Source organism: Myxococcus sp. CA056, assembly GCF_013336715.1.
GTDB classification, from domain to species: domain Bacteria; phylum Myxococcota; class Myxococcia; order Myxococcales; family Myxococcaceae; genus Myxococcus; species Myxococcus llanfairpwllgwyngyllgogerychwyrndrobwllllantysiliogogogochensis.
Window position 1 is genome coordinate 294,210 of record NZ_JABUMT010000005.1, and the last position, 26,412, is coordinate 320,621.

27 protein-coding genes are annotated in these 26,412 nt (G+C 68.3%); 9 read left to right on the forward strand and 18 right to left on the reverse strand.

Translation table 11 applies throughout. The features are described 5' to 3' along the window. Positions 1 to 24 precede the first annotated feature (24 nt). On the reverse strand, positions 25 to 723 hold the full coding sequence (locus HUA76_RS23450; protein WP_174462118.1) for an expansin EXLX1 family cellulose-binding protein: 699 nt from the start codon (positions 721 to 723) through the stop codon (positions 25 to 27). A 126-nt stretch (positions 724 to 849) separates the two neighbouring features. Here HUA76_RS23450 and HUA76_RS23455 point away from each other — a divergent pair, with 126 nt between their 5' ends. Next, a complete protein-coding gene (locus HUA76_RS23455) occupies positions 850 to 1,455 on the forward strand; it encodes a hypothetical protein (RefSeq protein ID WP_217440069.1) in 606 nt (201 codons plus the stop codon). A 92-nt stretch (positions 1,456 to 1,547) separates the two neighbouring features. Here the strand turns inward: HUA76_RS23455 and HUA76_RS23460 are convergent, their stop codons facing one another. Continuing rightward, complete coding sequence (locus HUA76_RS23460) at positions 1,548 to 3,401, reverse strand: von Willebrand factor type A domain-containing protein (protein WP_174462119.1); 1,854 nt, start codon at positions 3,399 to 3,401, stop codon at positions 1,548 to 1,550. 98 nt (positions 3,402 to 3,499) lie between these two features. On the opposite strand from HUA76_RS23460, the gene HUA76_RS23465 reads away from it, so the two are divergent. Next, positions 3,500 to 3,988: a VOC family protein gene (locus tag HUA76_RS23465; protein ID WP_174455361.1), complete on the forward strand. Its 489-nt coding sequence runs from the start codon at positions 3,500 to 3,502 to the stop codon at positions 3,986 to 3,988. Here the strand turns inward: HUA76_RS23465 and HUA76_RS23470 are convergent. Further along, positions 3,982 to 5,082: a heparan-alpha-glucosaminide N-acetyltransferase domain-containing protein gene (locus tag HUA76_RS23470; protein ID WP_174462120.1), complete on the reverse strand. Its 1,101-nt coding sequence runs from the start codon at positions 5,080 to 5,082 to the stop codon at positions 3,982 to 3,984. The two genes, HUA76_RS23465 and HUA76_RS23470, sit on opposite strands and share 7 nt — an antisense overlap. Positions 5,083 to 5,331: 249 nt before the next feature. Here HUA76_RS23470 and HUA76_RS23475 point away from each other — a divergent pair, with 249 nt between their 5' ends. After that, positions 5,332 to 6,372, forward strand: a complete 1,041-nt coding sequence (locus HUA76_RS23475; RefSeq protein ID WP_174462121.1) for a pirin family protein — start codon at positions 5,332 to 5,334, stop codon at positions 6,370 to 6,372. Positions 6,373 to 6,564: 192 nt separating this feature from the next. Beyond that, on the forward strand, positions 6,565 to 7,920 hold the full coding sequence (locus HUA76_RS23480; protein ID WP_371817259.1) for an MFS transporter: 1,356 nt from the start codon (positions 6,565 to 6,567) through the stop codon (positions 7,918 to 7,920). A 62-nt stretch (positions 7,921 to 7,982) separates the two neighbouring features. Here the strand turns inward: HUA76_RS23480 and HUA76_RS23485 are convergent, their stop codons facing one another. Beyond that, positions 7,983 to 9,173 carry a hypothetical protein gene (locus tag HUA76_RS23485; RefSeq protein WP_174462122.1) on the reverse strand — a complete coding sequence of 397 codons (1,191 nt, stop codon included), beginning with the start codon at positions 9,171 to 9,173 and terminating at the stop codon, positions 7,983 to 7,985. A gap of 454 nt (positions 9,174 to 9,627) precedes the next feature. Between HUA76_RS23485 and HUA76_RS23490 the strand changes: the two genes are divergently transcribed. Beyond that, the gene (locus tag HUA76_RS23490) at positions 9,628 to 9,960 is read left to right on the forward strand and encodes a hypothetical protein (protein WP_174462123.1); all 333 of its coding nucleotides are present in this window, start codon (positions 9,628 to 9,630) and stop codon (positions 9,958 to 9,960) included. 232 nt (positions 9,961 to 10,192) lie between these two features. Here HUA76_RS23490 and HUA76_RS23495 read toward each other — a convergent pair whose 3' ends face one another. After that, a complete protein-coding gene (locus tag HUA76_RS23495) occupies positions 10,193 to 10,423 on the reverse strand; it encodes a hypothetical protein (protein ID WP_174462124.1) in 231 nt (76 codons plus the stop codon). A 471-nt stretch (positions 10,424 to 10,894) separates the two neighbouring features. Between HUA76_RS23495 and HUA76_RS23500 the strand changes: the two genes are divergently transcribed. The 4 genes from HUA76_RS23500 (at position 10,895) to HUA76_RS23515 (ending at position 14,187) form a co-directional block, all read left to right on the forward strand. Then, positions 10,895 to 11,302, forward strand: coding sequence for a DUF1801 domain-containing protein (locus HUA76_RS23500; protein WP_174462125.1), 408 nt, complete (start codon positions 10,895 to 10,897; stop codon positions 11,300 to 11,302). A gap of 188 nt (positions 11,303 to 11,490) precedes the next feature. Then, on the forward strand, positions 11,491 to 11,943 hold the full coding sequence (locus tag HUA76_RS23505) for a GNAT family N-acetyltransferase (RefSeq protein WP_174462126.1): 453 nt from the start codon (positions 11,491 to 11,493) through the stop codon (positions 11,941 to 11,943). Between the two features lie 37 nt (positions 11,944 to 11,980). Further along, the gene (locus HUA76_RS23510) at positions 11,981 to 13,714 is read left to right on the forward strand and encodes a hypothetical protein (protein ID WP_174462127.1); all 1,734 of its coding nucleotides are present in this window, start codon (positions 11,981 to 11,983) and stop codon (positions 13,712 to 13,714) included. A gap of 233 nt (positions 13,715 to 13,947) precedes the next feature. Next, positions 13,948 to 14,187, forward strand: a complete 240-nt coding sequence (locus HUA76_RS23515) for a hypothetical protein (RefSeq protein WP_174462128.1) — start codon at positions 13,948 to 13,950, stop codon at positions 14,185 to 14,187. Between the two features lie 87 nt (positions 14,188 to 14,274). Here the strand turns inward: HUA76_RS23515 and HUA76_RS23520 are convergent, their stop codons facing one another. The 13 genes from HUA76_RS23520 to HUA76_RS23580 are packed head-to-tail and all read right to left on the reverse strand — an operon-like array spanning position 14,275 to position 26,408. Beyond that, positions 14,275 to 15,042 (reverse strand): hypothetical protein, encoded by a 768-nt coding sequence (locus HUA76_RS23520; protein ID WP_174462129.1) that lies wholly within the window; start codon positions 15,040 to 15,042, stop codon positions 14,275 to 14,277. 15 nt (positions 15,043 to 15,057) lie between these two features. Continuing rightward, positions 15,058 to 16,767, reverse strand: coding sequence for a hypothetical protein (locus tag HUA76_RS23525; protein WP_174462130.1), 1,710 nt, complete (start codon positions 16,765 to 16,767; stop codon positions 15,058 to 15,060). Positions 16,768 to 16,794: 27 nt separating this feature from the next. Next, positions 16,795 to 17,007: a hypothetical protein gene (locus HUA76_RS23530; RefSeq protein WP_141640590.1), complete on the reverse strand. Its 213-nt coding sequence runs from the start codon at positions 17,005 to 17,007 to the stop codon at positions 16,795 to 16,797. After that, positions 17,004 to 18,758 (reverse strand): tail fiber domain-containing protein, encoded by a 1,755-nt coding sequence (locus HUA76_RS23535; protein ID WP_174462131.1) that lies wholly within the window; start codon positions 18,756 to 18,758, stop codon positions 17,004 to 17,006. Before HUA76_RS23535 ends, HUA76_RS23530 begins: the two co-directional genes overlap by 4 nt. Further along, entirely contained in the window at positions 18,755 to 20,158 is a 1,404-nt protein-coding gene (locus tag HUA76_RS23540; protein WP_174462132.1) for a hypothetical protein, read from the reverse strand. The genes HUA76_RS23535 and HUA76_RS23540 overlap by 4 nt, the downstream gene beginning before the upstream one ends. Then, on the reverse strand, positions 20,155 to 21,720 hold the full coding sequence (locus tag HUA76_RS23545) for a baseplate J/gp47 family protein (protein WP_141640591.1): 1,566 nt from the start codon (positions 21,718 to 21,720) through the stop codon (positions 20,155 to 20,157). The genes HUA76_RS23540 and HUA76_RS23545 overlap by 4 nt, the downstream gene beginning before the upstream one ends. Further along, on the reverse strand, positions 21,717 to 22,202 hold the full coding sequence (locus HUA76_RS23550; protein ID WP_141640592.1) for a hypothetical protein: 486 nt from the start codon (positions 22,200 to 22,202) through the stop codon (positions 21,717 to 21,719). The genes HUA76_RS23545 and HUA76_RS23550 overlap by 4 nt, the downstream gene beginning before the upstream one ends. A gap of 48 nt (positions 22,203 to 22,250) precedes the next feature. Further along, positions 22,251 to 22,661 carry a GPW/gp25 family protein gene (locus HUA76_RS23555; RefSeq protein ID WP_141640593.1) on the reverse strand — a complete coding sequence of 137 codons (411 nt, stop codon included), beginning with the start codon at positions 22,659 to 22,661 and terminating at the stop codon, positions 22,251 to 22,253. Then, the gene (locus HUA76_RS23560; protein ID WP_141640594.1) at positions 22,661 to 23,311 is read right to left on the reverse strand and encodes a hypothetical protein; all 651 of its coding nucleotides are present in this window, start codon (positions 23,309 to 23,311) and stop codon (positions 22,661 to 22,663) included. Before HUA76_RS23560 ends, HUA76_RS23555 begins: the two co-directional genes overlap by 1 nt. Before the next feature lie 2 nt (positions 23,312 to 23,313). Beyond that, positions 23,314 to 23,946 (reverse strand): phage baseplate assembly protein V, encoded by a 633-nt coding sequence (locus HUA76_RS23565; RefSeq protein ID WP_141640595.1) that lies wholly within the window; start codon positions 23,944 to 23,946, stop codon positions 23,314 to 23,316. Next, complete coding sequence (locus tag HUA76_RS23570; protein ID WP_174462133.1) at positions 23,943 to 24,497, reverse strand: hypothetical protein; 555 nt, start codon at positions 24,495 to 24,497, stop codon at positions 23,943 to 23,945. Before HUA76_RS23570 ends, HUA76_RS23565 begins: the two co-directional genes overlap by 4 nt. Then, on the reverse strand, positions 24,494 to 25,378 hold the full coding sequence (locus HUA76_RS23575; RefSeq protein ID WP_141640597.1) for a hypothetical protein: 885 nt from the start codon (positions 25,376 to 25,378) through the stop codon (positions 24,494 to 24,496). The genes HUA76_RS23570 and HUA76_RS23575 overlap by 4 nt, the downstream gene beginning before the upstream one ends. Position 25,379: 1 nt before the next feature. Next, the gene (locus tag HUA76_RS23580; RefSeq protein ID WP_174462134.1) at positions 25,380 to 26,408 is read right to left on the reverse strand and encodes a hypothetical protein; all 1,029 of its coding nucleotides are present in this window, start codon (positions 26,406 to 26,408) and stop codon (positions 25,380 to 25,382) included. Between the last annotated feature and the right edge of the window lie 4 nt (positions 26,409 to 26,412).

Sequence of the window (26,412 nt, forward strand, 5' to 3'; positions counted from 1 at the left end):
GGCCGGTGCGAAAGCGGCCCCGCGTCAGCGGAACTGGGCGGAGCCCTCGAAGGTGTCGTTGTCCAGCACGCGGGGCAGGGTGTCCTCCACCTGCTCGCCGGTGGTCGACGTCACGCGCACGGTGAAGGAGCCTTCGCCCATGCCGTCGCCGTTGACGAAGTAGTTGTAGTCCTCGCGCGGGACGTCCTTCCACGCGCCGTCGCCGCGACGCCACTCCAGCTTGGAGATGGGCACCCGGTGGTTGCGCACCTGGATGGCGGTCCACCACGGGTTGCTGCCGTTCTTGAAGTGGTACTCCAGGCCGCCGGCCACGTCGCAGGAGACCACCTTCCAGGTGATGTCCACGCGGCCCAGGCGCATCTCGGCGATCTTCGCGAAGGCCTGCCGGCTGAGGTCCAGGTGACCGGCCTCGCACTCCGGGCACCTGTCCACGATTCGCACCCGCACGTTGCCGCTGGGCCCCTTGATGTCCACGCACTGGCCACATGCCGCGCTGTTCGCGTACTGCGGGGTGTTCATCGCCGCGACCATCAAGTCATCCGGGCTGGCGTCGTAGCTGCAGTTCCCCGCGCCGGTGGCGTCGTAGTACGTGGCGATGCCCTTCTGCTCCTCACCCAGGGGGACGCCTCCTCCGCTGGGGTCATCACCGCATCCTCCACACGCGAGGAAGAGGGTGGCCATGGGAACGAGCAGGAGGCGGGAGGGCAGGTGGGATGGGCGCATACGGCCCGAAGGATACCGCAACGTGTCCGCGCCGTGCCCACCCCACACTCACGGAAATGTCGCTGCAATGACTTGCAGGGCTGTTAGCGTGTCGCCGCTTTCAAACGAACAGGGGGTCGTCACGTCATGAAGTTCTTCAGGCGCGCTGTCTGTCTTTGTGTGGCGGTGGTCCTTTCCGCGTGTGGTGGAGAGCCCTCCCCGGGAGCGACGGAAGATGTCTTCGCCTCGAGTGAAGCCGCCGCGACTTCCGTGACGTACGACGGCTGTCTCCTCATCCTCACGGCGGTGTCGACGGGAGGGTTCCCGCCGAACTATCGAATCGTCTTGAGGCGGCAGGTGATTGAGTTCTGCTACCTGCCACCCTCCGAAATCAATCTCGACACGTCTGTCAACTACCTCCCCGCCCTGTCACTGGTGGCCAACGACCAGGGAGTGGTCGCAACCTATGTGAAGAAGCAGAGTGTCAGTGGCAGCTCTCCCAGCACGCTTGGCATCAGCCATGTCGACCCGGCGACGATGACTGTTGTCCGGAAGACAGGGCTGGCCGTGTACCTGGGCACCGGCAACATCACCTCGGGAGTCCCATTCCTCGAAGCCGACGGGACGACGCTCACCGTGAGCGGAGGCAAGACGGGTCGCATCGGGGGAGAAACGGGCAGCGGTAGTCACTACATCGCCACGTTCCCGGACTTCTTCACCAGCACCACGCCGCCCACCGTCGTCGCGTACTGAGCGCGTCCGGGAGGCTCGCCGGAAAAATAATGGGGTGGAAGGCGCCCCCCGGGCCTTCCACCCCATTCCCCCTGCAACCTGCTTGGGTCTGCTTACTCGCCGCGGGCGGACGCGCCGGACAGGGCGCGAGCCTGCGACACCAGCTTCACGAACTCGTTGCGGTCAGCGTCTCCAGCGGCGGCGCCCTCGGCGAGCTTCTGCGCGGTGGCCAGGCTCCAGCCCTCGGCGGCCGGGTTGCCTCGGAGGATGTCCGCGGTGGAGGCGACGGCCACGGCGAAGCGGAAGTCGGGCGAGGCGGCCTCCAGCGACGCGCGCAGCAGGGAGCGCGTGAAGGGGAAGGACTGCTCGGCGGCCTCGGTGCCGTTGGGCGCCTTGGCACGCACACGCACGGTGGCGAGCGACTCCTTGGCGTCCTTCACCAGCTCCACCTCGTACAGCGCGGTGACGTTGTGGCCCGCGCCAATCTCACCCGCGTCCACCTTGTCGTTGCGGAAGTCGTTGTCCGCCACGTCCCGGTTCTCGTAGCCCAACAGGCGGTAGCGACGCACCGCGAGCGGGTTGAACTCCACCTGGAGCTTCACGTCCTTGGCGATGACCTCCAGCGTGCCGGTGAGCTGCGTCTCGAAGACCTTCTTCGCTTCCTTGTAGCTGTCCACGTAGAAGCAGTTGCCGTTGCCCTTGTCCGCGAGCTTCTCCATCATGTCGTCGCGGTAGTTGCCCATGCCGAAGCCCACGGCGGTGAGGGTGACGCCCTCGGCCACGTACTTGTGGATGCTCTCCAGCATCGCCTGCGGGCTCAGCGTGGGGCCGATGTTGGCGTCGCCGTCGGTGAGGACAATGACGCGGGAGACCACCTTGCCGGAGGCCTTCTTCACCGCGTGCTTGTAGGCCATCTCCATGCCGGAGCCCATGGCGGTGCCGCCCCCGGACTGGAGCGCGTCCAGCGCGGCGTGGATGCTCTTGACGTCCGTGGCCGGCGTGGGCGCCAGCACGTCCCGCGTGGAGCCCGCGTAGGTGACGATGGCCACCGTGTCGTTCTCGTTGAGGTTCTTCACGGCGATCTTGATGGCTTCCTTGGCGAGCGGCAGCTTGTCCTGGGACGCCATGGAGCCGCTGGTGTCGACCAGGAACACCAGGTGCGCCGGCTTGCGCTGCGAGCGCGAGACGACCTTGCCCTGCACGCCCACGCGCACGAAGTGGCGCTTCGAGTCGAAGGGCGACGGCGCGGCCTCCAGATGCACGGTGAAGGCCCCCGTCTCCGGCGGGGCGTAGCGGTACTTGAAGTAGTTGACGAACTCCTCGACGCGCACGGCGGAGGAGGGCGGCAGGTTGCCGTTCTGGAGGTAGCGGCGGGCCACTGTATACGACGCGGTGTCCACGTCCGCGGCGAAGGTGGACAGCGGGTCCTTGCTCGTCTCGGTGAAGGTGTTGGGCTTCCAGGCCTCGAAGCTGTTGCCCTGCGGACCCGCGTGGGCGTCCGAGCCGTCCACGTCCTTCTCCGTGAGGCGGGCGCTGGCCTCGAGCTTCTTGGGAGCCATCCGGGACGGCTTCGCCATCTCCGCGCCCTGGGCACGGCCGATGACGCCATTGGCCACCGCGCCGCCCATCGCACCCGTGGCGGGCGCGACCATGAGGGGCTCGGGAGCGGGCGCGTCACGCAGCTCCGCGTCGATGCCTCGCGGCGCCTTCCTGGCCCGGTCCTCGCGAGGCGCCGGGGACTCGGCCGTGGCCCTGGCGTCGTCGCCCTCGGCGGCGGCGAAGTCCTGGGGCGCGGCGCTCGGAGGCGGGGCCGGCTTCGCGGTGGCCTGGGGCCGTGGGGTGGAGCGCGTTTCAGGGGCCGTCAGGGTCTGGCGCTCGTCCATGGACATGCAGGCGGGCAGGACACAGGCGACGAGCAGGGCACTTCCCCACTGGCTCAAACGGCGCTTCAGGAAGGTCTGGGACATGTGTTCTCCGGGGGACGGAATCAACAGGCGCCGCATCGAAACGCACGACCTGACAAATGGGTCTATTCCCGCGATTTTTCCCGGTAGGTTCCGGGCCCATGCAGACCTCGAGACCCTTCCGAATCCTGGGCATCCAGCAGATCGCCATCGGCGGCGCCGACAAGGGCCCGCTCCGCAAACTCTGGGTGGACCTGCTGGGCTTGACGCCTCACGGCACCTACCGCAGCGAGCGGGAGAACGTGGACGAGGACATCGTCACCGCCGGTGCGGGGCCCTTCAAGGTGGAGGTGGACCTGATGCAGCCCATCAACCCGGAGGGCAAGCCCCGGGTCCACGAGACGCCGCTCAACCACGTGGGCCTGTGGGTGGATGACCTGCCCGTCGCGGTGAAGTGGCTGGAGCAGCAGGGCCTGCGCTTCGCCCCCGGAGGCATCCGCAAGGGCGCCGCGGGCTTCGACATCTGCTTCGTCCACCCCAAGGGCAACGAGCAGTTCCCCTACGGTGGCGAGGGGGTCCTCATCGAGCTGGTCCAGGCGCCGCCGGAGGTCATCGCCGCGTTCGAGCGCCTGTCCACCGACGCTCACTGAGGAACGGCGGGGCGCAGCCTCTTGCTCAGGGACTGGAGCGCCATTCTCACCCGGTGCTCCAGCCGGTCCCACGCCAGGCACAAGAGCCATGTGGCGACGATGAGCACCGCGGTGAGCAGCCAGTACTGGCCCCAGCCGCTGCGGTCTCCCCAGAAGCGCTGGAAGGAGAAGACGCCGCCAAGCCGGTAGAACAGCAGCATCTCGTGGAAGAAGTAGGCGGAGAGCGACGAGGTCCCGAAGACCTCGATGAACCGCCGCAGCCGTGAGGGCGCATGGCCCGCGGGCACCCGGGCCTCCAGCCCCATCAATCCGAGCAGCACGGCGCACACCCACGCGAAGCGCGCCGCGGAGTTCGACGGGTTGGCGACGAAGAAGCGGTGGTGCGGGTAGAGCTGGAAGAGGAAGTCGCCCGACGCCGCGCCGATGGCGCCCACCGCGACGAGCAGGAGCAGCGCCAGGGCCAGCGGACGTCGGCCCCAGGCGCCCGCGAGTGTCCCCGCGAACGCGCCCAGCCACGCGAAGCCCATCCACGGCAGCAGGGGGAAGGGCGCGAAGGAGGACTTCTTCGTCAGCGTGGCCCAGGGCTCGGGCACGTGTTCGCCCAGGGGCGACACGGCGAAGACGATGAAGGCGAGGGTCAGGCTCACGCCGGCGAGCACGCGAGGCCGGGGCGCCAGCGCGGCGGCCACCGGCAGCATGAGGAGCAGACACACGCCCACGCACTGGAGGATGTCCATGCGCAAGAGCCACTTGGGCTCGCTCAGCAGTGGGAACCACGCCCAGTTGACCAGGGAGGCCACCAGGAGGACCTCGCAGGTGCGGCGGAAGTTCTTGGGCACGCGCTCGCGCAACTGGCCACTGGCGGCGCTGCGCACCATGACGAGCGCGAGCGCGAAGCCCGCGGAGAAGATGAACGCGGGGGCGACCAGGCCATCGACCTTGAGCAGGCGGCCCACCCAGGCGCTCTTGCGCAGCTCCGGGGTGAGCAGGGCCAGCGAGTGCGTCTGCACCATGAACAGGACGGCGATGCCGCGCAGCCAGTCGATGGCACGCACGCGCTCGTGGGACACGGGAAGGGGCGAGGAGGGGCTCAAGGCGGCGCACCCTACGGCAAGTCCGGGTCGGCGTGTATGGGGAGGACGGCTCGGCGGGCGGGCGGGCCCCGGGCATGAAAGGATGCGCCCCGTCCATGCCAGGATTACAGCCTGGAGACGGCGTCATTCGTGAGGTGGCTCTTGGGTGATGAGGTCAGTCGGAGAGCGGCGCTGAAGGTGCTCGCGGTGGCGGGGGCCACATCGGCCGCGAGCTGCTCTCGGAGCACGGGAAAGTCAGAGGAGCAGGGGATGAGTCAGCAGCAGGGAAGTGAGCAACCCGCCGTCATCGCCCTGAGCCCGCTCAGGGGGATGCCCTGGCCCACGCCAGACCCGTTCCTGTTCTGCGTGCACCACGTGGACGCCTACCCGGCGGGCAACGAGCGGATGGGGCCCACCGCGTCGCTTGCGGGCCGGCAGCTCGGGCAGGACTTCGACGGTCGGGACGGCTGGAACATGTACCACGGCACCGTGGTGCCCGGCTTCCCGCAGCACCCGCACCGGGGCTTCGAGACCGTGACGGTCGTCCGCAGCGGGCTGTTGGACCACTCGGACTCGCTGGGCGCGGCGGCGCGCTTCGGCGGCGGGGATGTGCAGTGGCTCACCGCGGGCAGCGGCGTGCTGCACTCGGAGATGTTCCCGCTCTTGAAGAAGGACCAGCCCAATCCGGTGGAGTTGTTCCAGATCTGGCTCAACCTGCCGAGCGCGGACAAGCTCGTGACGCCGCACTTCTCCATGCTGTGGGACCACGTCATCCCCCGGCACGTCGCGAGGGATGAAGCGGGGCGCACCACCGAGGTCACCGTCGTCGCCGGAACGCTGGGCGACGTGAAGGCCCCGCCGCCGCCGCCGAAGTCCTGGGCCGCGCGGGCGGACTCGGACGTGGCCATCTGGACGCTCAAGCTGGCGCCGGGGGCGCGCTGGACGCTGCCCGCCGCCGCGCGCGGGAGCAATCGCTTCCTGTACTTCTTCAAGGGCTCCGCGCTGAAGGTGGGAGGCCGCGCCATCCCCGCTTCACACGTCCTCCAGTTGCGCCCCGACGTGGACGCGGTGCTGGAGAACGGCCCCGACGAGGCGGAGTTGCTGATGCTCCAGGGGCGGCCCATCAACGAGCCCGTGGTGCAGCACGGCCCCTTCGTCATGAACTCCCGCCAGGAGATCCAACAGGCGTTCAGCGACTACCAGCGCACGGGCTTCGGCGGCTGGCCCTGGAAGAGTGACGACCCGGTGCACGCCCGGGAGGAAGGGCGCTTCGCGCGCCACGCGGATGGCCGCCTGGAGCGACCGACCTGACGAGCCAGGGCACCGATGCTCGGCTCCCTGGCTCCTTCGCGGGCAGGGGAGCCCCCGGATGGAGTGTCGTCGAGCGTGACATGCACGTGGGCTCCCGTGCATAGAAGAGAGGTGTCCGACTCTCCTGGCTCCTCTCCACCTGGATCGCCGCCCGCGTCCGCCAACAGAGGCTCCCGGCTCGCGTCCATCGCGGTGGCGAGCGCGCTGTTCATGGAGTTCGTCGACTCGACGGCGCTGTCCACCGCGCTACCGACGCTGTCCGTGGCCTTCGACACGGACCCCATCCACCTCAAGCTCGCGCTGACGTCCTACATCCTGGCGCTGGCGGTGCTCGCGCCCGCGAGTGGCTGGGTGGCCGACCGCTTCGGTCCTCGTCGCGTCTTCATGCTGGCGATGGGCGTGTTCCTCATCGCGTCGGTGTTGTGCGGCTTCTCGCGGACGCTGCCCCAGCTCGTCGTCTTCCGCACGCTCCAGGGGTTGGGGGGCGCGCTGATGACGCCGGTGGGCCGGCTCATCGTGGTGGGCTCGGCGCCCCGGGACAAGCTGGTGTCGGCGCTGAGTTGGTTCACGATGCCGGCGCTGGTGGGACCGCTCATCGGTCCGCCGCTGGCGGGCCTCATCCTCGGCGTGGCGGACTGGCCGTGGATCTTCTTCATCAACGTCCCCGTGGGGCTGCTCGGGATGCTCGCGGTGTCGCGCTACGTGCCGGAGCTGCCCCAGCCGCACCCGGGCCCGTTCGACTGGAAGGGCTATGCCATCGCGGCGGTGGCCATCATCCTGACGATTGGCGCGGCGGAGACGCTGGGCGTCGGCCTGGTGCCCGTGCACATCCAGATGGGCATGGCGCTGGTGGCCGTGGGGGCCATCGCGCTCTACGTGGCGCACGCGCTGCGGATGAAGAAGCCGGTGTTGGACCTGCGGCTCCTGAAGCTGTCGACGTTCCGGGCCAGCACGGCGGGCGGTGGGCTGGTGCGGATGGGCCTGGGGGCGACGCCGTTCCTCTTGCCGCTCATGCTCCAGGTGGGCCTGGGGTGGGGGCCGTTCGAGGCGGGCATGGTGACCATTGGCACGGGGCTGGGGGCCATGTCCTGCAAGCCCGTGGCGCCGTGGGTCATCAAGCGGCTGGGCTTCCGGACGACGCTTGTCGGTTCCAATCTGGCCGCGGCGGTGCTGACGGCGCTCCCGGCGTTCTTCCGCAACTCCACGCCCATTCCGCTCATCGTCGCCACGTTGATGGTCAGCGGCTTCGTGCGCTCGCTGCAGTTCACCGCCATCAACGCCGTGGCGTACGCGGACATCCCTCCGGAGAAGATGAGTCAGGCCTCCACGGTGGCGGTGGTGACGCAGCAGATGGCGCTGAGCGTGGGCATCAGCCTGGGCGCGCTCATGCTTCACCTGGCGCGAGGCAGCGGGGATTTGCCGCTGACCCCGGACCGCTTCTTGTTGCCGTTCCTCGCCGTGGGCGTGGTGTCTTCGCTGGCGGGGCCGCTGTTCAGGCGGTTGCCAGAAGACGCGGGCTCGCGCATCGGTGGGCGCGCGGTGAGCTGAGCGGAGGCGCCGCGGCCCGGGCTGGAGGGGACCCGGACAGCGAACGCCCCCGCTCACTTCCCTTAGCGACCGTCGTGGTAGCAGAAGCCGTAGGTGCGGTCGAAGCCGCCGCCGGAGCGGCCGTAGTTCATGTAGCCCAGCTCCTCGCCCGGGCCGCAGTTGCTGCGCGCGCGCTCATAGGCGTAGCAGGTGCCCTTGCCCGTGCGGGCCAGGTCCAGACACGCGCCGCGCGCGCCCTCGGTGCCGCAGAACTCCGCGTAGCCCACGTTGCACTGCTCGCCAATCTGCGCGGGGTCGAAGTCGAAGCCGAGCGGCTGGAGCACGGACTGCTCGATGCACAGGCCGTAGACGCCGCACACGGTGCCCGTGGGGCAGCCCGGGTTCGCCGCCATGAAGTCACACGTCTTGAGGCACTGGGCGTTCGCGGAGAGCAGGTCCGTGCAGGTGAAGCCCTGCTCGCAGTCCGTGGAGTCCAGCTCGTACTCGCTCACCGCCGGGGTGGTGGTGCACGCCTGGCCGTGCGTCTTGGTGCCCAGCGCGCGCTCCAGCGTGCCGTCGCTGGCGGCGTAGTTGGTGGGCACGCAGGTGGTGTCCGGCAGGTTCGCCGTCAGCGAGCCCTCGCGCGGATCGCAGCCACCCGGGCGCACGGTGTTCCACGTCGCGAAGCGGATCCACTTGCACTCGCCGCCCGGCACCACGGCGCTGCCCCAGTACGGGGCGTTGAGCGGCGCGGCGTCCACGGACTCGCGGAGCACCACGTTCGCCAGCGCTCCAATCGTCTGGTCCGGCGAGACCTTCAGCGCGACGAGCATCGTCCCGGAGTCGGCGACGAGGTACTTCTCCGTCGGCGCACCGGAGTCCTGGTAGCCCATCACGCAGCGATCACACGTGAAGGTGTTGCCTCCGCCCACGGACAAGTCATACAGCCCGGGCGCGGTATTCACGTCCAGCCGGAGGTACGCCAGGTTCGTGGCGGTGGGGGCGGCTGGGTTGGTGAACGTGCCCCGGTACATCGGCTGCTGCGAGTATCTCACCGGCGTCAGCTCCACGCCGTTGCTCAGCTCTCCCAGCGTGATTTCGGTACAGCCCGGGGGAGGCGTCAGTGCCTTGGACTGCTCCTCGATGGAGCGCACTTCCTCCTGGTTCGTCGCGGGCTCCTTCGTCGTGGTGGGGCCACAGCCCACCAGCCCGGCGAGAAACACCGCACCCCAACGCAAACCCTTCGCAGACGTATCACCGAGACGGGACGCCATGTTTCCACCAATCCTTGTCATGCACGCACGCGTGCCGCCAGCCGGGAAGTTCCGGGGGCTCTGGGAATACTTGTAGTGTTGATACTGATGCAACTTCATTTCGACCAAGGTCGAGATGGAGCGAGATGACCTTCAAATGGCAAGTAAGTCCGCCCGCGCAGGGATGGAACGGAGCGCGCGCTGGAAGGTCGCATCTGTTTCCCGTGTTTTACTCGGAGTTCTGAAAGGGGATGTTTCGTGCGGACTGCGCGTGTGATTGGCGCAAGTGGCGGAAGGGGACTGGCCGCGCGGTCCACTCCGAAGAGCGGCGCCCAATGACTACGTGGGATCCACAGGGTCCTGGATGCCCCGGACGGGTGTGATGCCTCGGGCTGAGGAGGAGGGCGCTTCCTCGCACCGAGGTCCGCGAGGGAATGTGCTCTCCTGCAGGCCTCCCTTTGGAAGGAGTGTCACCATGAAGAGCACCCTGCGTGGTTTCGCCGTGCTGGCCGCGGGCTTCCTGATGGCGTGTGGCGGGGAGCCCCCGCCGCTCTCGGAGCAGCCCGTTCCGTCGACTGTCCTGGAAGGCGCGCCCACGGAAGGCACCGCTGGGGAGGTGTCCGCCCAGGCCTGTGTGCAGCTCTACCGCCCTCGGTACAGCGCCTGGTACAGCTCGCTCCCCTACAGCGAGGAGGGGCTGGTGGCATCCTGCTATACGAACGATGACTGCACCACGGAGTGTTCAGGCTCGGGGGATGGGCCGTACGCCTCGCACTCCGGCTTCTTCTACTGCACCTACTGCCCCTGATGGGCAGCGGGACCGAGTGCGCCCACGGCGTTCGGCCCCAGCGGTGAGCAGCGAACCCTGTAGCCCAGTGAGCCGCGCCAGCAGGTGGGGCTCAAGCTGTGCGCACGGGACGGCCGCGTAGCGCTTGGGTCCGCCCCGGAGTGTTGGGGCGGACCTTCAATCCTTCAATCGCAGGGAAGCGTCGAAGGCAAAGTCGACTGCGAGTGCGGAGCGGCGTCCTTCACTGGGATGCTCAACGGAGTTGCATCGATGTCGTGATGCTTTCGACCGTCCGCAGTTCCTCCGGCGAGAGTGCATGCACTGCCTTCAGAGCCTGCTCATGCGCTGCTTTGTACGCCGGCTCGTCCGAGCGCAGCATCGCGGCCTCACCCGCACGCACCGCCGTCGTCAGCGCCATGACGGCGCGAGTGTTGACGAGCTTCGCGGCGAGCGCTCTCTCGAAGTGGTCGGCATTGCCAGCCACGGTTTCAAATCCAGAGCCCTTCGCGAGACCTGGCCCCTGAGGTTGGTCCGGCTGCTCGGTAGGGAAGTCTGAGCAGATCGCTGCTCCGTCAGCGGAGCACGTGCACGACTTCGTCCCTGAACATGCGCCGCCCGAGCATTGCGCACTACATGCCGAGGCGGTGGTTGGAGTCATGAGCCCAAACATCAACGTTGAAGTGATGATCGATGCGCGCAAGAACACGATAGCCCCTCGCTGGAGTTTCTGTATGGGATGCGATTCTAAAGTATATGGAATGGTTGGGATGTAAAGGTGGGTCGGTTTTGAGCCGCAAGTGCCCCCACGGGACTGCGTCGCGGATTGGGATGCCTGTAGGGCTCGCTTCTCCCCTGCGGTAGACGTGGCGGAAGCCGCGCATTCGATGCCGGCCAGGTCCAGGGTTCGGTCATGGTAGACACCGGGACGCAATCACCGGAGAGGAGACACAGGACCATGGCCGCGAAGCGCGCTGTGACGCCCCCGCAAGACGGCTCGAAGGAGGTCACCGCGCTCCTCGACGAGCGAGCGCACCCGCTGCGCAAGGACATCGACCAGGTCCGAACGCTCATCCTCGGTGTCGACCCCTCCATCTCCGAGGCGGTGAAGTGGAACACCGCGAGCTTCCGCACCACCGAGTTCTTCGCGGCCGTGCACCTTCGCTCCGAGGACCGCGTGCAGCTCGTCTTCCACACCGGCGCGAAGGTGAAGCAGAGCGCGAAGAGTGGAGTCGAGCTCGACGATCCGGAGGGACTCTGCCGGTGGCTCGCGAAAGACCGCTGTCTCGTCACGCTCGAGTCCGTACGGAGCCAGCGCAAGGCGCTCGAGGCGCTCGTGCGTCAGTGGATTCGACAGGTGGAATGAACCCAGGGTGAAGACGCAGTCCGTGCGGGACCTCGGCGAACGGCATGGGGCTCCTGCGTGCCTTGCGGTCCTGGGGCGTCTCGCCGGTCCAGATTCCCGCGCTTCGTCATGCCCGAAAAAGCTAGAATCCGTCCACCATTCGCCTCGCGACGTCCCTCGCGGCGCAGACTGGACGGAGCTGTTTCAGAATGATTCTCCGCATCGTCACGGATGAGGACCTTCCCATCTTCTTCGAGCACCAGTGCGACCCGGAAGCGCTGCGCATGGCCGCGTTTCCATCGCGGGAGCGCGACGCGTTCATGACTCACTGGCGCACGAATGTTCTCTGCCCTGAAAACGTCAACCGCACCATCGTTGTGGGTGGCGTGGTCGTTGGGAACATCGGCAGTTGGGAACAGGATGGAAAGCGCCTCATCGGCTATTGGGTGGGGCGCGAGCACTGGGGCAAAGGCATCGCCACCCAGGCCCTCTCTGAGTTTCTCGCGCTCGTGCCCGCCCGGCCGCTTCATGCGTGGGTCGCTCTCCACAACGCCGCGTCGATCCGCGTCCTCGAAAAGTGTGGCTTCCAGACCATCACCGATGAGCATCAGGAACACCCGGATGGAGTCGCCGAAGTCCTCATGAGGCTGGGTTCGACGTAGCGAAGGTCGTCTGGATTTCCCTTCGAGGCATCACGACATGTCACGTTACGTCTTCGACTGGGGTTCGGACTCGGTGGAGGTCGACCTCTCGACCCAGGTTCTCGAACTCGAGGTGGCCGAGGAGGAGTCTTTCTTCTCGTTGCGAGGCAGGAAGGACCTCGAATCTCGGCCGGTTGACCCGGCGGACCCCTCCCTGGGCTCCATCTCCGTGGTGCCCAGACAGCTCGCCCCTCACCTGTACGCGAAGCTCTCGGACATCTCGTCTTTCTATGCATGGGCGCCAGCCCAGGCCTTCGCCGTCAAGTCCAAGTGCTTCGATGACGGGCTCCTCGCCACCGTGGAACTCCTCGTGCAAAAGGGGACGCCCCGGTTGCCTGGAAAGCGCGGGCTCGTCCTGGACGTGTGGCGTGCCCTGCGGCCCCGATGGCCCGAGGAATCATCGGACGAACTTCGAGGGACCTTGTCCTTCCTCCAGGCCGCCCTGTCGCTGACGGGCTCTCCCGAGGAGTCGAACAAGACCTTGACGCTGCACGCGAAACGATGCCGCCAAGCCTTCGAGGCGGATACCTTCAAGTCGAAGCCCCTGGGCTTCTACACGTGGAACAATGCATTGACTGCCTTGTTCAAACAGGGCCGTCTTCTCCAGGAGGAGTTGTCTCCAGAGTCCGCGGAGCTGCTTGCGCGGATGCTGACGGAGGATCCGTCGAGGCTGTCCACCTATCAGCGACACCTGGGGCTCATGGCGCGGTTGACGAACCCGCTGTCGAAGCCCGCGGTCCATGAGGCGGGGTTGACACATTGCTTCTTTCCTCCATCGGACTCGCACGAAGGGCGACTCGTGAAGCAGCTCTTCGGCGAGGTATCTCCTCCTGACGGGTACTCGTTCGTCGATGACTTCATCCAGCGGATTCGCGACGGGCGGATCGAAACCACACCTGGGACGCACTCCGGAGTGTATGACTATCAGATCCACGCACTGGCGCCCCTGTTGTTCCCAGAGCGAACGCCCGAGTCAGAGCGGCTCATCGTGGGCCCGAAATATCGCGCGGAGCTGGAGGCGCAGTTCCGGACGCTCTTCGCGCTGACGAGGGAGACGCAGCTCAAGCAACTCGAGAGCCTTTCCGCAGGGGGAGCCCCGCTCGTCGTGGCTCCCCGCCTCAGCATCGAGCCCCTCGCGGAGCACTATCGACGGCGTGCGGAGGCTTATCGTTTCCTCCGGCATGTACTCGAGGAGTCTCTTGGTGCGGACGTCCTGGCCGGAGCGCGGCGCACCCTGCCCAAGGGGACCCAGGAAGAGTCGTTGTGGGATGAGCTGGTGTGGATGGAGCAACTCTTCCGAGGTGCCCATGTCATCGTCCGACAGGAACTCGGATGTGGCCTCATTCCCGAAGCAGACCTGCCCGCGGCCATGCTCACGCGCCGCTGGCTCCGGGATTGGAGGAGGGACTCGGATATCAGCGCGGATACTCGCTGCGTGGTGCCCGTGTACTTCGATAAGGAACGCGACCTGACCAAGGTCGTGGCGGTGATGGGGTTCCTCTCCATCACCGTGGAGGCCCGCTTTCAACAGGCTCCTCAGGTCCGGGTCTTCGGGGCTGATGGGCAGGAGCGTGCTGACGCGAAGCCGCTGTTGTTTCCCACCAGGTACAACACCCTCTGTCCCGTCGCGGAGGAGGTCTACGTTCGCCGGGTTCCCGACCGGAAGGAGTTTCGCGAACTCTGCGATACGCACGGCTCACGGGAGGCCATCCTGAGTGCCCTGCGGGCCTGAGCGGTGAGGGTGCGTCATCGCGGGTCTGGATCGTTGGAATCAAGCATTGATACTTTTCGACGCCACCGTGCTTTCGAAAGCAGGCCGAGAGGGTGGGTCGGTTCTGAATCGCAAGCACCAGATGACGCAATGTGTTGTTGATGGTGCGGAGCCGAATCGCACCGGGTGGCCCTGGGAGGAGGTGCTACTCTTGCAATGTCTTTCAATCCAGAAAGGCGCTTGAGGAGGCGTACATGCGGATCAAGTCCTTTATCACCAAGGCGCTGCTGACCGTGGGCTTGCTGTCGGGCTGTGGTGGCGTTGACGCGGAACAGGACCCCTCGGTCGAGGCTCTTGCATGCGGGGGCGTGTGCGACCGCCTCTACAACCGCTGCCTGTTTCTTGAAAACAGGCCGGCTGATGAATGTGTCGCGGATTGGGATGCCTGTATGGCTCGCTTCTGCCCCGCGGTAGACGCGACTGAAGCTGAGTAGCAGGTCCTTGAGCAAGAGCGGCCCGCCCGGGCATTCCCTGGGGCGGGCCGTTGTACGGCGGTTGCTCCACGCGCCAGCCTCCGACGGCTACGTCACCCGCCGCACCTCGAGGATGGTGCCCTCCAGCTCCGGCGTCCCCAGTGAGATGAGCTGTTCCAACTCGCCCCGGATGATGAAGTTCGCCTGGGCGCGGCTGAAGAACGTCTCACCCACGGGCTCCATGGCGCGCTGGATGTCCAGGAGGCTCGCCGCGGGCTGGAGCAGACGCAGCCTCACGCCCGACTCGTCGGGATACGTGTCCTCGTCCTCCAGGTTCCCCATGTCCGCGGAGGCGGCCAATGCCGCGGCCAGCGCACGAGAGAGCAGGGGTGCGGCGTTGCCCGGGGCCTTCACCCACGCGCGGATGGACAGCGACAGCTCGCACCGGCGCCGCTCCAGGAAGCCGTCGGCGCGGTCTCCTCGCAGGAAGGCGACCACGGCCTCGTTGGCCACGGCGGGCGCGCGATAGAGGCGCAGCGTGGTGTCCTCGAGCGTGTAGTCATCGCCCCTGCGCAGCGGGTGCCCGGGCGGTGACTCCACTTCGCTCACCTGTCCGCGCGCATTCGCGGGGAGCGTGAAGTCCTTCGTCGTCCCGTTGCCCGCCCAGCGGTGCACCTGGGCGAAATAGGACGGCTGTCGTTGCGCCGCCAGGTCATCGCCTTCAGGGAGCGCCAGCTTCAGTCGGGAGGCATAGACCTCGACGAGCGCCTCCGCGTCGGCGGCGGGTCCTCGTGAGGGGCCGGTCGCGACCTCCACTGTCTCGGGGACGGCGGGGCGCAGGGCATCGTGGAAGTAGGACTCGATGGCGAGGAGCATGGGGTGGGGGTCTCGCTACCTCGGGAAGAGTGCGTAGGTCTCCCGCTGGGGGATGACCACCTGGAGCCCGGAGAGGGTGATGTCACCGGCCACTCGCGACTGGACGAGGACTTCCAGCGGCGGCGGGCTTCCGGTGCCCCCGGGCGGTGTGAGGGTGGCCAGGGCCTTGGCATCCAGCGCGACGGAGCCGTCCTCGCGAGCCGTCACGTCGAGCACCTTCGCGCCCCAACGGAGCTGGAGGCGGGGCGGGGGCGGAGGCATGGCGGTGAGTGGACGCAGGCGTGGACGCGAGCATGCCCAGAGCGCCTCCGCGTCCTCTTCCGCCCCCGGAAGGCCATTCTCCCGAGGCAGCCAGGGGCCCATGGCCTCGGTGCGATGCAGCGCGGTGCCAGGCGTCAACGCGCCCGGCGTGGGAGTGGTCTCCGCATGGTCCGTGAGGCTCCAGAGGACATCTCCTTCGTCCACCGTGAGGACGGCCCACCACGGGCCCGTTCCGAGCGCGAGCGGCTTGCCAGGAGTGAAGGCGACCCAGCGCGAGGCCCACGGAGCCGAACCCTCCTGCTCCAGCAGCAGGGGAATGGAACCGCCAGCCAGGGGCGCATCATCGGGCCGGTCATGCACGTCGGCATGGAAGGCGAGGGTTCCCACCACGCGCCGGGTCAGCGGCCGCAAGTGGAGGTCCAGGGCCGCGAGCGGGCCCGTGGCGCGCGTCGCACGGAAGGCCTGCGCGGCGGAGTACCCGGAGCCGCAGTGGTGAGACAGCGCGGGCATCGAGGGCGGGCGCGGCGCGAGGGGAAGGTCCTCATCGTGCAGTTGATGCTGGATGTGGAACCGCACCTCGGAGAGCGCGCGGTCCCTGGGCACGGTGACTCGCGCGGACACGCTGCTGTCCGTGTTCACCGCCAGCGTCTGGCTCTCCGCGCCGTCGCTCCAGCGCTGGATGACCTCCAGCGTGTCCATGACGAGCTGGACGCGGTCGAACATGCCCAGCCCCGACGAGCGCAGCGCCACCGCCACCGCGCCGGACTTGAGGTCCACCGGCCACGCGCGCTGGAGCGCGTCGCTCAACGCATCCTCCAGCACCAGCTCCTGCCGGGGCAGCAGGGGCAGCGCATGGTGGAAGAACAGCGCGCCCGCGCCTACGCCCACGGTCGCGGTGAGGTCGGGAGGCCGCGCGGGTGCGCGCAGGGCGATGCTTGCCACCTGGGTCGCCGCCAGCGTCTTCGGAGTCCCCACCGGAGGCGGCGCGCTGCTCGCCTCCACGAACTCCACCAGCAAGCGGCTGGCGAGGATGCCCGGCAGTGGCGCTGGCGCCACGGCGTTCACCGACACCGTGTCCGACGGCGTCGGGGGATACCAGGCGCCGCCCTCCGCGACGCTCAGGCGTCCCTTCTTCTCCGTCTGCGTGGGAGAGGTCGGCAGCCGCACGTCCACGGAGGACAGGGGACGACGCGCCCCCCAGTCCAGGCTGAGCCAGGTGATGGGCTGCGCGGGGTCCAGGACGGTCTGCCCCCCGCTGGTGGCCAGCGTGGCGGTGGGCGACAGGTTCACCGTCACGTCATCCGACGGCGCGCGGACGGTGAGTGCCGCGCGCACCAACGCCACGCCCGCCGGCACTTCCAGGGCGACGACGAGACCGGCGGTGTCCACCGGAATCTGTGCGGCCGTGGGAGGCGTGGCCGTCCCGGTATAGGTCAGCGTGGCGCCGACGCGCGTATCACTCATGGCGGAGTCCTGACGTCGTGCGGGGAATCAGCGAGCGGCTTCCTTGATGTCCGTCACGGTGGCGGTGCCGCCCTCGGCCTTCGCGGGCAGCAGCTCCTGGAGCACCTGCATGGCGCCCTCGATTCGCAGCATCGTCTGCACCAGGTGCGAGCGCTTCGCCTCCAGCTCCGCCATCATCTTCTGACCTGCTTCGTGTTCGGCCCGGAGGTCCGCGAGGCGCTTCTCGATGGCATCCATCATGACTTCAGCTCCTGGTTCTGGAGACGCTGCTCGAGCGCCGCCAATCGTTCGTCGTATTGCTGCTTGAGTTCCTTGAGGGCCGCGATGGCGAGCACGCTGAAGGCCTGGTGGGCCAATCCCTTGATGACCTTGCCGCCCGCGGACTCGAGCTTCAGCTCGCTGACCAGCTCCGGGAAGACGGTCTCCACCTCCTGCGCCACCAGACCCAGGTTGAGGTCACCGGTGTTCTTCCAGTTGAAGCTCACGGGCCTGAGCGCCAGCACGCGCGGGAGGATGTCCTGGAGCGAGGTGATGTTGTCCTTCAGCGACGCGTCCGAGGGGCCGCGCCAGATGCCGTCCTGCTGCATCCACTGGCCGTTGCCGTTGCTGTGGAACAGGTGGAAGGTGCCCTGGCCCTCGTAGCAGAGGTCCATGAAGCGGCCGGACGTGTTCTCCTGGATGCGCAGGCCCGCGTTGGCGGCCTGCTGGACGATGTGCAAGGGCGTGGACGGGCGGGGCGTCCCCATGCCAATGAACCCATTGACGAGCGTCAACCGCTCGGCGCCGGACTGGTTGAAGATGATGGAGTCGCCCGGCTCGTTCGTGCAGGCGATGACCAGCCGGCCGTTCTCCTCCTCACCGGGCAGCGGGTTGGGCACGCGGTAGTAGCGGATGAAGGCCGCGTCTCCGGTGCCGCCCCACGAGTCCTCGGGGAACTGGATGCCGTTGCCGGACGCATTGCCGATGGAGGGCATGATGGCGCCGCTGACGCGCAGGCCGCCGCCCTGGATGTCCAGGCGGGCACCCGGCGTCACGGTGCCGATGCCGACGCTGCCATCCGCGCCCATCCACATCGTCTGGGTGCCGTTCACGCTGAAGGAGAATGCGTTGCCAACCCGGGCGCCCACGTCCCAGAACAGGCCCGTGGCGACGCCGCCGCTCAGGCCGTAGCGGATGGACGCGCGGTTCTCCGTCTTGTGCCAGATGACGTGGGGGTTGTTGATCATCAGGCCCGCGCCACCGCCGGCGCCGATGGTCACCTGTGCCGTGCCGCTGCCCCAGTCCGTCGTCGTGTTCACCACGAACCTGTCGAACCCGGCGGCGGCCCCCGAGAGGCGGATGTCCAGCGCCCCCTGCGGGTCCGTCGTGTTGAGGCCCACGCCGCCGCCGGACTTGATGTGGATGCGCGGCGTGCCCAGGCCCGAGCCCGTGTCCGCGTCGCCTCCGTCCTCGGTGATCTGCAGGCCGGTGGCGGTGGCGCCCTGCTCACCGCGGAGCTGCCAGCTCTTGGCGCGGCTTCTCAGCACCAGCCCCGCGCCCTCCGTGCCGCCAGTGGTCCGGATGACGGCGCCAATGCCCCAGCCCGTATCGCCACCGCTCCGCAGCTCCAGAGGGGCGTTCTGGTTGCCACTGCCCGGCGCCACGACGAGCAGTCGCTTGGTCCCCGCCGCCGCTCCGATGCCTACGTTGGCCGTCGCGACAGACAGCGGGCCCGTGAGGCTGCCACCGCCGATGGACAGCTTCTGGGTGTCCAGGGTGCTCAGTCGGGTGGCCAGGTCCACGCCGCCCACCGACATCGACACGGTGGCGTCCACCCGGCTCACCTTCAGCACGGCGGTGGCGGAGATGCTTTCGCCATCCAGTTGCCGGCCGTCGTCGGCGCCATGGTGGGTGTGGGCGCGGATCTCATCCCGCGTCTTGATCTGCATGTTGTTCCAGGTGTCCGCCAGGATGGGGTCACCGGACTTCGCGGTGTAGAAGGGATCACTCATGACTGGAACCTCGAGGTATCGAAGCGGGTCGCGGAGAAGACGCCGTCCCAGGCGAGCTTCTCCTGGGGATCTGGGAACTGTTCGTGCAACTCGATGGTGGAACCGAACGAGGTCAGCGCGTCCTTCGGCTCCAGCTTCTCGGTCAGGGACGTGTCGACCTCCATCCGGAGCGGTCCCTCGCTGGCGACGAGCGCCTCCGGAGGCAGGGGCAGCGTGAACTCGATGCGCGTGCGCACGCCGGCGCAGCGGCCGTACTCCAGCGCGCGCATCAACTCCTTCACCAACCCAGGCAGCCCGGGCACCACCTGGTCCTCGTTGGGCACCTGAAGGTGCGGCGGGATGTAGTCGACGGGGATGGTCAGCGTGCAGGTCGCGGGCGTTATCTCCGTCCAGTCGAGGCGCACGTCCGCGCGCGGCGTGGCTCGCACGGGCAGGGCCCACGCCACGGCGGCGTCCCGTCGTGTCTGGGACCAGCTCGTGAGGTAGGAGTGGACCTGTTGTTGATCCAGCGTGTCGTAGCGCCAGTGGTTCTCGCCCAGCGCCAGGTCGGGGACGTGCTGGTCCTCCTCGAACACGGAGAAGCGGGACTCGGGCGCATCGAAGCGCGTGAGGACGCCCGGGTCCGTCAGGGCGGAGAAGCGGGTGGGGTGCGTCCGGATGACGGGGTTCTTCACGGGGTCCACGGGAATGCCGTCGATGAAGGCGGCTCGCTCGTCGCGCAAGGTCAGCGTGGAGTTCAGGGGAACCCGGCCCAGGAAGATGAGGTCCAGCCCGGACTGCTCGTGGCGGAAGACGGGCACGGCGATCTCCTTCTCCGTCGCCTTGAGGGAGATGGCCGGCGATGCGACGTGGAGCCCTCCGTTCGTGGCGATCAGCCGCTGGCCCCCGCTCACGTTGCGGAAGCTCGCGCTCGAAGGCGTCGGAGGATTGTCCTCCAGTTCGACGCGAATGGTCCGGTAGGTGCCATCCGTGCGCGGCACGGAGAAGAGGCCGACCGCGAGCTTCCCCTCCCAGGTAATCACCGGCGGCTGCCGTGCCATGTAGACCAGGGACACGAGCCGGAGCAGCGCGCGCGCGGAGGCCATGCCGGTGCGGTGCAGCTCCACCACGGTGGCGACGCGCTGGCGGAGGTAGTCGGCGGACTCTCCCCGGCGAGGCAGCAGGTTGTAGAGCGCGGCGAGCTGCCCCAGCTCCGAGTCCGCCTTGTTCGCCAGCGACTCCTCGACGGGAAAGCCCCGCGCGAGCGCGTGCCAGCGGGAACGCATCAGCCGCGTCAGGCCTCCCTCCATCTGCTCCAGCTCCTGGGCGAGCGTGGAGAAGAAGAGGTTGAGCTTCGTTCCGGACTGCAGAACGGGCGGCAGGTAGCCCACCATGCGACGTCTGCGTTGGTCCGCGCTCATCCGACACCCACCAGCTCTGCCCCGCCGAACTGCAGCCGGACGTCGGCGCGCACCAGGAGCTGGGTGACCTGGGCGGGCACGACATGGGCGGGATTCGTCGCCAGGACGAGCGTCGCGGTGATTCCGGTCTCCAGGGTGACGTCGCAGCCCAGCAGCGCTTCAATGCGCGCCTGCGTCTTCAGGCTCTGCTGCAGGGAGTCGAAGGTGAGCTTCGCCTCGCGACCCATCTGTGCGTCCTCGGAGAGCCGCGCCGCGTACACGTCCAGGGCGCCTCGCAGCGCCTCGCGCACCTGCTCGGCCGTGCGCGCCTCGCCACTGGACAGCGAGACGACCAGGTCCAGCCGCCACGTCGGCGCGCGCAGGCGGGTGATGCGCGGCGGCTTGAGCTCCAGGTCGATGCGCGCGGCCTCCAGGGGCTCCAGCTTCCAGTCGCGGTTGGCGCCATACAGTCGGCCCGCCGTCTCCTTCACGAGGACCTTCTTGATGGGAGGTCCGGGGTCGGTGCCCCAGACATACGTCTCCACGGACAGCTCGTTCACCCTGCGCACCGCGGGGTTGCCGAAGAGCAGGGCCTCCAGCTTGCGGCGACTCACGGGCGCGCCCACGGGCAGCTCGTTCATGTGGAGCGCGAGCGTCTGCTGGAGCTCCCGGCGGAGCCGGTCGAACGTCACCTCGTCCATCTCCGGGTTGGTGGGCTCCACCTGGAAGTCCACCTGGAAGAAGACGGTCTTCGCGTAGCGGAGCCGGACGTGGATGCCGGCGGCCTTCGTCTCCCGGATGGCGGACTCGACGCGGACCACGCCCTCGACGTCCGACTCGAAGTCGGTGTCGCCGACGAGGACATCGACGACGCCCGGAGGCGCGTCGGCGGGCTCCCTCACCGTGACTTGCTGCACGCCCTGCTGGCGCACGGCGGCGGCGATGGACTCCAGCGTGCCCTTCTCGCCATCCCGCAGCGCGGTGCGAGCGCGCGCGCGGAGGTTCTCGTCCGTCTCATCATCCGAGCCGCGCCGCAGGGGGGCCGGATTGGTGACGGCCTCGATTCCCAGGATGGGCCTGGGCATCAGCGTCAGCCGGAAGGGGTTGATGACGGGAGGCGCCTCGGCCGCGGCCCCGGCGTCATCCTGGATCTCCTGCACGGGAATGAGGACGCGCGTGTCGCCCTTGCGCAGGGTGGCGTCCTCGAGCGTCTCGAAGAGGGGGAGCGGCTTGCCGTCCGCCGCCAGGCCCGTCAACTGCCGTCCCGCGGGAATGCCGATGTCCTCCGGCGCGGGGGCGGCGCGGCTGAGCTCCACCTCGCCGGTGAGGCGACCTGCGCGTGCGCGCTTCAGGCCCAGCACGGCGACGACGTTGTCCAGCGCGGCGCCTTCTGCCGTGTCGAGGTAGCCGGAGCGATGGGCCAGCTCCATCATCGCGTAGAAGGTCGCCATCTCCCGTGCGTAGGCTTCGGCCAGGGTTCGCGCCATGCCACCGGCGTTGGGGTCCGTTCCCGGCCCCATGTTCTTCAGCAGCCGTTCGACGATGGCGCTGAAGGTGGTTGTCTCGGGAGGGATGAGGCTCAAAAGGAGATCTCCCACATCATCTTCATGACCATGTTGGAGCCGCGATTGACCTCCTCGAAGCGGACCCGGTTGAAGAGGATCTTCGTGGTCTCCCCCAGGGTGACTTGAATGCCGGCCTCGGTGAGCGGCTGCACCGTGGCGTCGGTGATGGCGGGCAGGGTGGCCGTCACGAGGGCGCGCACCAGGCTGGAGCCGTCACCCGGGTCGATGACCTCCACCTTGGGCGCGGGGTCCTCGGCCTCGGCCGCCGGGCCCTTCAGCACGGTGTCCCCGGGCACTGGCGCCTCGGTGCCAGTGCCCACGACGATGGACCATTTGACGGGCAGCCCGTTGACCCGGCCCATCAGCAGCTCCGCCACCAACCGCTTGCCCGCGGTGGTGATGAGGTTGGGGACCCGGCGCCGCTCCATCAGGGAGCCATCCAGGTTGAGCAGCTCGAGGGTCAGCACTCCGTTCATGCCCTGCTTTTCCTTGCCGTTCATCACGCTCTCCCGAAGTCGTGTCCGTACCCGTTGCCCACGCCGCCGCGCTCAACCCAGGTCGAGCGCCAATCCCAGCTCCACCGCTTCACCGCTGATGGCCTTGATGCGGGCTCGCACATCCACCGCGCCCGGCACATCCGCCCGGGCCGTGACGCTCAACTGCGTCACCTCGTCCACGCGCGGGTCTTCCTTGATGGCCTGCCGCACGTAGCGGCGCAGCAGGTCCAGATTGGCGCGATCCAACGGCTCGCCGATGAGGTCCGCCACGCGGCTGCCGTAGCGCTGGTGGCCCAGTTGCTCCAGGTGTCCCCGGTAGACGATGAGCCGCATCGTCAGGGCCTGGATGAGGTTGTCCTTGCCGCTCACCGTGGTGGCGCCGTCGTCCGTGGACCAGTCCAGGTCCACGCCGCCCGATTCGTTGAACTTCAGGCGCAGGTCCGTCTTGAGCTCGTCCGCCATCAGAGCAACCTCCCCGGGCCCGCCGTCGCCCCGGGCGAGCTGGGAATGCCCGGGGAGACCTTGAGGCGCGTCATCATCTGCGTGAGCGCGTTGGACAGCGTCTCGGCCATGGCGCCCGCGAGGTCCGGCGCGTTCTCGCCCCGGATGCCACCGGCCATGAGGAAGCCCAATGCAATCGGCTGGAGCATCGGCTTCGCGGGAGCGGCGCCCATGAGACTGCCGGGCGACGACGTCACGAAGCCCGCGATGGCGATTCCCGGCGCCACCATCACCTGGACGGTGAAGAGGATGAGGGCCTGCTCCACCGTCTGGGCAATCGCCTTCGCCAGCGCGTCCCGCTGCTCGCCGTTGATCTTGTTCGACGCGAGCAGGCCCTTGGCGATGGGCTCTATCTGCGACGCGCCGGGGCCCCCTGCCGGCGGTGGCAGCATCATCCCGGGCCCCGCGGTGCTGCCCGCGCCCGGTGGCGGCGGCGCGGCGGCGGGGATTCCCGGCGTCACCATGGCCATGGAGGCGAAGAGCGTGAAGGCCTGGCCGCAGGCGTCACCGAGCGCGGTGGCCAGGTCCGGAGCGTTCTCTCCCCGGAGGCTCGCGGACTGCATCGCGCTCTTCGCCAGGGCGCCTATTTCGCTTCCGCTCGGTGCAGGCATGGTTACTTGGCCTTCACGTCCTTGGAGCCCTTGAGCGGAGCGCCGGTGAAGTAGCACTTGTGGCTCATCTCGGTGATGACGCCACTGCCTCCCTTGCCCAGGTCGATCTTCCCGGACGCGTCCACCGTGCAGTCCGTGCACTTGAGCTGCACGTTGCCTTCCACCTCCAGCGACAGGTCCGTCTTGCCCTTGATGGTGATGACGTCGTCCTGCTTCACCGTCACCACCGTCTCGCCGGCGGTGATGACCACCGACTGCTCCTGGTCGATGGCGATGGACGTCTTGCCACCCGGTGGCGAGACGACGCGCCACTCGTCCGCTTCGTGAATGGGCGGGTTGAGCTTGTCCGAGTACAGGCGTCCGGTGATGACGGGGCGGTTGGGGTCGCCGTTGAGGTAGGTGATGACGACGAGGTCTCCGGCGTGCGGCGCGCTCACCATGCCGATGTGCGGCGTGGCGATGGGGACGCGGCGCAGCTCCAGGCCGCTCTCGCGCAGCTTCACGTGGCACTCGTGGTTGTTCGCGTCGCCGTCCGCGTGCGGGAAGGCGCTCGTCACCACTCCCAGGTCGCCCAGGCGCAACGACGCCAGCTCGTCCCGGATGATGGAGCGGATGATGGTGACCAGGTCGCTCACGTCGTGCCTCCCGCGAGCAGCGGCATGCTGCCAGCACCCAGTGAGGGAGCGGGTGTCGTGGGCGGCGGCGCGGCGAGCAGCGCCTCACCGAGCGCCTTGAGCGTCGCCTTGACGCCGATGACGGACTCGCGAAGGGACGTCAGGGACTGCTTGGGCAGATAGCCCTGGAGGATGACGACGGCGCCGGCGCGAATCTTCTCCAGGACCAGGTGCGCCGCGTGGGCCGCGCCGGCGAGCGGGGCGAGCGCCTCCATGCCCATGTCGCGCATCTCCTGCTCGGACTTGTCGCCAATGGCCTTCAGGCCCTCCAGCGCGGGGTCCAGTTTCTCCAGCAGCTCGGGGATGGCCGCGACCTGCTCCAGCTTGGCGATCCACCCGATGATGAGGTTCAGTGCATTGCCCAGCGCGTCGATGCCCACCTTCACGGGGGCGCCGATGCCGAACCTGCGCACCAGGCTGACGATGGCGTTCACCGTGTCCGTCTTGAGCAGGTTGTCCACGGCGATGACGAGTCGGGTGATGCTGTCGACGATATCGGCGGTCGTGCTCACGGAAGGTTCTCCAGGTCCTTGAAGGGTCCGAGCGGATCGAACCCGCCGATGGCCGCGCCCAGTGCGCCGGCTTCCTTGCCCACGGCCTGGAGCTTCGCGAGGAAGTCCCCGGCGCCCGCGATGCCCTTGACGATGTCGAGCGCGGCGCCCAGGTCCAGCCCGGTCATCTGCTCCAGGATGTTGATGCCCTCGGTGGCGAGCTTCTCGATGAACTCGCCCAGGCTTCCGGCCTGGCTGAGCGACTGCACGAATCCGATGATGGCGCCGGGGTTCACCTTGCCGAGCGCGCCCAGCAGGCTTCCGAAGTTCTTCCCCGTCAGCGAGCCCTTCGTCCCGTTGACCACCGAGCCCAGCTCGTCCGGAGACAGGTGGCCGAGCAGGTCCGGGTTCGCGTCGACGGCGTCCATCAGCGACTCGGGGTTCTGGAGCACGCCCGCGGCGTCCGTGGAGCCCTGGGCCCAGGACTGCGCGTCGTCGGCCACCGCGTCGTTCACCGCGCCGACGCCCGCGTCCTGGGTGGCGGGGGGCTCGACGTACTCCTTGACGCGCAGGAAGAAGCTGAAGCGGTTCTGGTGTCCCGCGAGCTGGCGGACCTGGAAGTCCGCGATGAGGACGTCGGTGAGGTCCGCTCCGGCGATGGCGTCCGAGGCGAACGACATCGGCGTCGCCTTCATCTGCGCTTGTCTCAGCTCCTCCAGCGCCGCTTGCGGGTCCTCGCCGAGGAGGAGTCCTTCCATGACGACGGTGACGGGCTCACGGCCCAGGTCCTGGAAGACGGAGCCGGACTGACCGGGCACGCGCTGCTGCACGAGGTTGCGCGCGTCCTCGGTGTAGATTTGCGTGAGCCCGATGAGCTCGATTTTTCCGATGCGGACGGGCATGTCAGAGTTCCATCCGGGTGGCGAAGCCCGTGCGGGCATTCAGGGTGTGACGCACCGAGCGGACGCGAAGCACCTTCCCGGACAGCAGGGCCTCCACGGGATGGCCCTCCGGGATGTCGTCCACCTTGATCAAGTCTCCAGGCTTCACGGCGGGCGCTCCCAGCACCTCGATGAAGCCGTGCAGCGGACGGGCGGCCAGCGCGCCCACGCGGGCCTTGGCCTGATCGGACGCGTCGGCGCCCGCGCGGACCGAGCCGTCCTTCACTTCGCGCGAGCTCTTTCCCGTGGAACCCGCCTGCACCTTGCCGCTGGTGCCCAGCGCGGCCTTGCCGTGGACGGAAGCCAGGTCATCCACCAGCCAGTGCGCCTTCTTCTCGCCCTGTGAGCTGGCCGCGCCTTCGCCCCAGACCTCGAAGCCGTCGATGGCGGGGAGCGGCTTGCCCAGCTGCGTGCGCAGCACCTGGGCGTCGTAGGCGAACGTGTGGTCCGCGCCGCCCTGCTTCGGCGCCGTGAAGTACACCTTCCCCTCGCCGTCGGTGAAGACGTCGAAGCCGCACTGCTCTCCGAGCTGGAGGATGTGCCGCAGGGCGCGAGGCCCGCGGTGCAGCACGTAGCTGGGGAATGTCGGGCCGTCGTCGATGGTGCCCGGCGTGCCGCCCGCCTTCTTCACCAGCTCACGGACGATGGAGCCCGCGGACATCTGCTCGTAGGCGCCCGACACGTCGAGCCGCGCGAGCTTCGCCAGGGCATCTCCGCCGATGACGATGGACGTGTCCGGCGCGGCGCGGGCTTCCAGCACCAGGCCGGTGAAGACGGTGACCGCGCCATCGCCGCCATCCAGGGCGATGGTGGTGGTTTCTCCGGGAGGAGGGAGCGCCGCGTCGGAGGGCACGAGCTCCACGGTGCACCGGCCGCCCGCGCCGTCCATGGTCAGCTCGCTGGTGATGGAGCGGATGAAGGCCTGTCCCTGGCGGGCCTTGTTGGAAGCCCGGAGGGAGCCAATCGTCACGGAGTATCCGATGCCTGCCATGGGC

Excerpts from the sequence above, each read along its gene's own strand:
- HUA76_RS23465 (WP_174455361.1), top strand. The coding sequence starts at position 3,500 with ATGCAGACCTCGAGACCCTTCCGAATCCTGGGCATCCAGCAGATCGCC.
- HUA76_RS23525 (WP_174462130.1), bottom strand. The coding sequence starts at position 16,767 with ATGAGTGATACGCGCGTCGGCGCCACGCTGACCTATACCGGGACGGCC.
- HUA76_RS23540 (WP_174462132.1), bottom strand. The coding sequence starts at position 20,158 with ATGAGCGCGGACCAACGCAGACGTCGCATGGTGGGCTACCTGCCGCCC.
- HUA76_RS23560 (WP_141640594.1), bottom strand. The coding sequence starts at position 23,311 with ATGCCTGCACCGAGCGGAAGCGAAATAGGCGCCCTGGCGAAGAGCGCG.
- HUA76_RS23505 (WP_174462126.1), top strand. The coding sequence starts at position 11,491 with ATGATTCTCCGCATCGTCACGGATGAGGACCTTCCCATCTTCTTCGAG.
- HUA76_RS23550 (WP_141640592.1), bottom strand. The coding sequence starts at position 22,202 with ATGAACGGCAAGGAAAAGCAGGGCATGAACGGAGTGCTGACCCTCGAG.
- HUA76_RS23515 (WP_174462128.1), top strand. The coding sequence starts at position 13,948 with ATGCGGATCAAGTCCTTTATCACCAAGGCGCTGCTGACCGTGGGCTTG.
- HUA76_RS23575 (WP_141640597.1), bottom strand. The coding sequence starts at position 25,378 with ATGCCCGTCCGCATCGGAAAAATCGAGCTCATCGGGCTCACGCAAATC.
- HUA76_RS23580 (WP_174462134.1), bottom strand. The coding sequence starts at position 26,408 with ATGGCAGGCATCGGATACTCCGTGACGATTGGCTCCCTCCGGGCTTCC.
- HUA76_RS23475 (WP_174462121.1), top strand. The coding sequence starts at position 5,332 with ATGAGTCAGCAGCAGGGAAGTGAGCAACCCGCCGTCATCGCCCTGAGC.
- HUA76_RS23535 (WP_174462131.1), bottom strand. The coding sequence starts at position 18,758 with ATGAGTGATCCCTTCTACACCGCGAAGTCCGGTGACCCCATCCTGGCG.
- HUA76_RS23490 (WP_174462123.1), top strand. The coding sequence starts at position 9,628 with ATGAAGAGCACCCTGCGTGGTTTCGCCGTGCTGGCCGCGGGCTTCCTG.
- HUA76_RS23460 (WP_174462119.1), bottom strand. The coding sequence starts at position 3,401 with ATGTCCCAGACCTTCCTGAAGCGCCGTTTGAGCCAGTGGGGAAGTGCC.
- HUA76_RS23455 (WP_217440069.1), top strand. The coding sequence starts at position 850 with ATGAAGTTCTTCAGGCGCGCTGTCTGTCTTTGTGTGGCGGTGGTCCTT.
- HUA76_RS23485 (WP_174462122.1), bottom strand. The coding sequence starts at position 9,173 with ATGGCGTCCCGTCTCGGTGATACGTCTGCGAAGGGTTTGCGTTGGGGT.
- HUA76_RS23510 (WP_174462127.1), top strand. The coding sequence starts at position 11,981 with ATGTCACGTTACGTCTTCGACTGGGGTTCGGACTCGGTGGAGGTCGAC.
- HUA76_RS23450 (WP_174462118.1), bottom strand. The coding sequence starts at position 723 with ATGCGCCCATCCCACCTGCCCTCCCGCCTCCTGCTCGTTCCCATGGCC.
- HUA76_RS23555 (WP_141640593.1), bottom strand. The coding sequence starts at position 22,661 with ATGGCGGACGAGCTCAAGACGGACCTGCGCCTGAAGTTCAACGAATCG.
- HUA76_RS23520 (WP_174462129.1), bottom strand. The coding sequence starts at position 15,042 with ATGCTCCTCGCCATCGAGTCCTACTTCCACGATGCCCTGCGCCCCGCC.
- HUA76_RS23530 (WP_141640590.1), bottom strand. The coding sequence starts at position 17,007 with ATGATGGATGCCATCGAGAAGCGCCTCGCGGACCTCCGGGCCGAACAC.
- HUA76_RS23500 (WP_174462125.1), top strand. The coding sequence starts at position 10,895 with ATGGCCGCGAAGCGCGCTGTGACGCCCCCGCAAGACGGCTCGAAGGAG.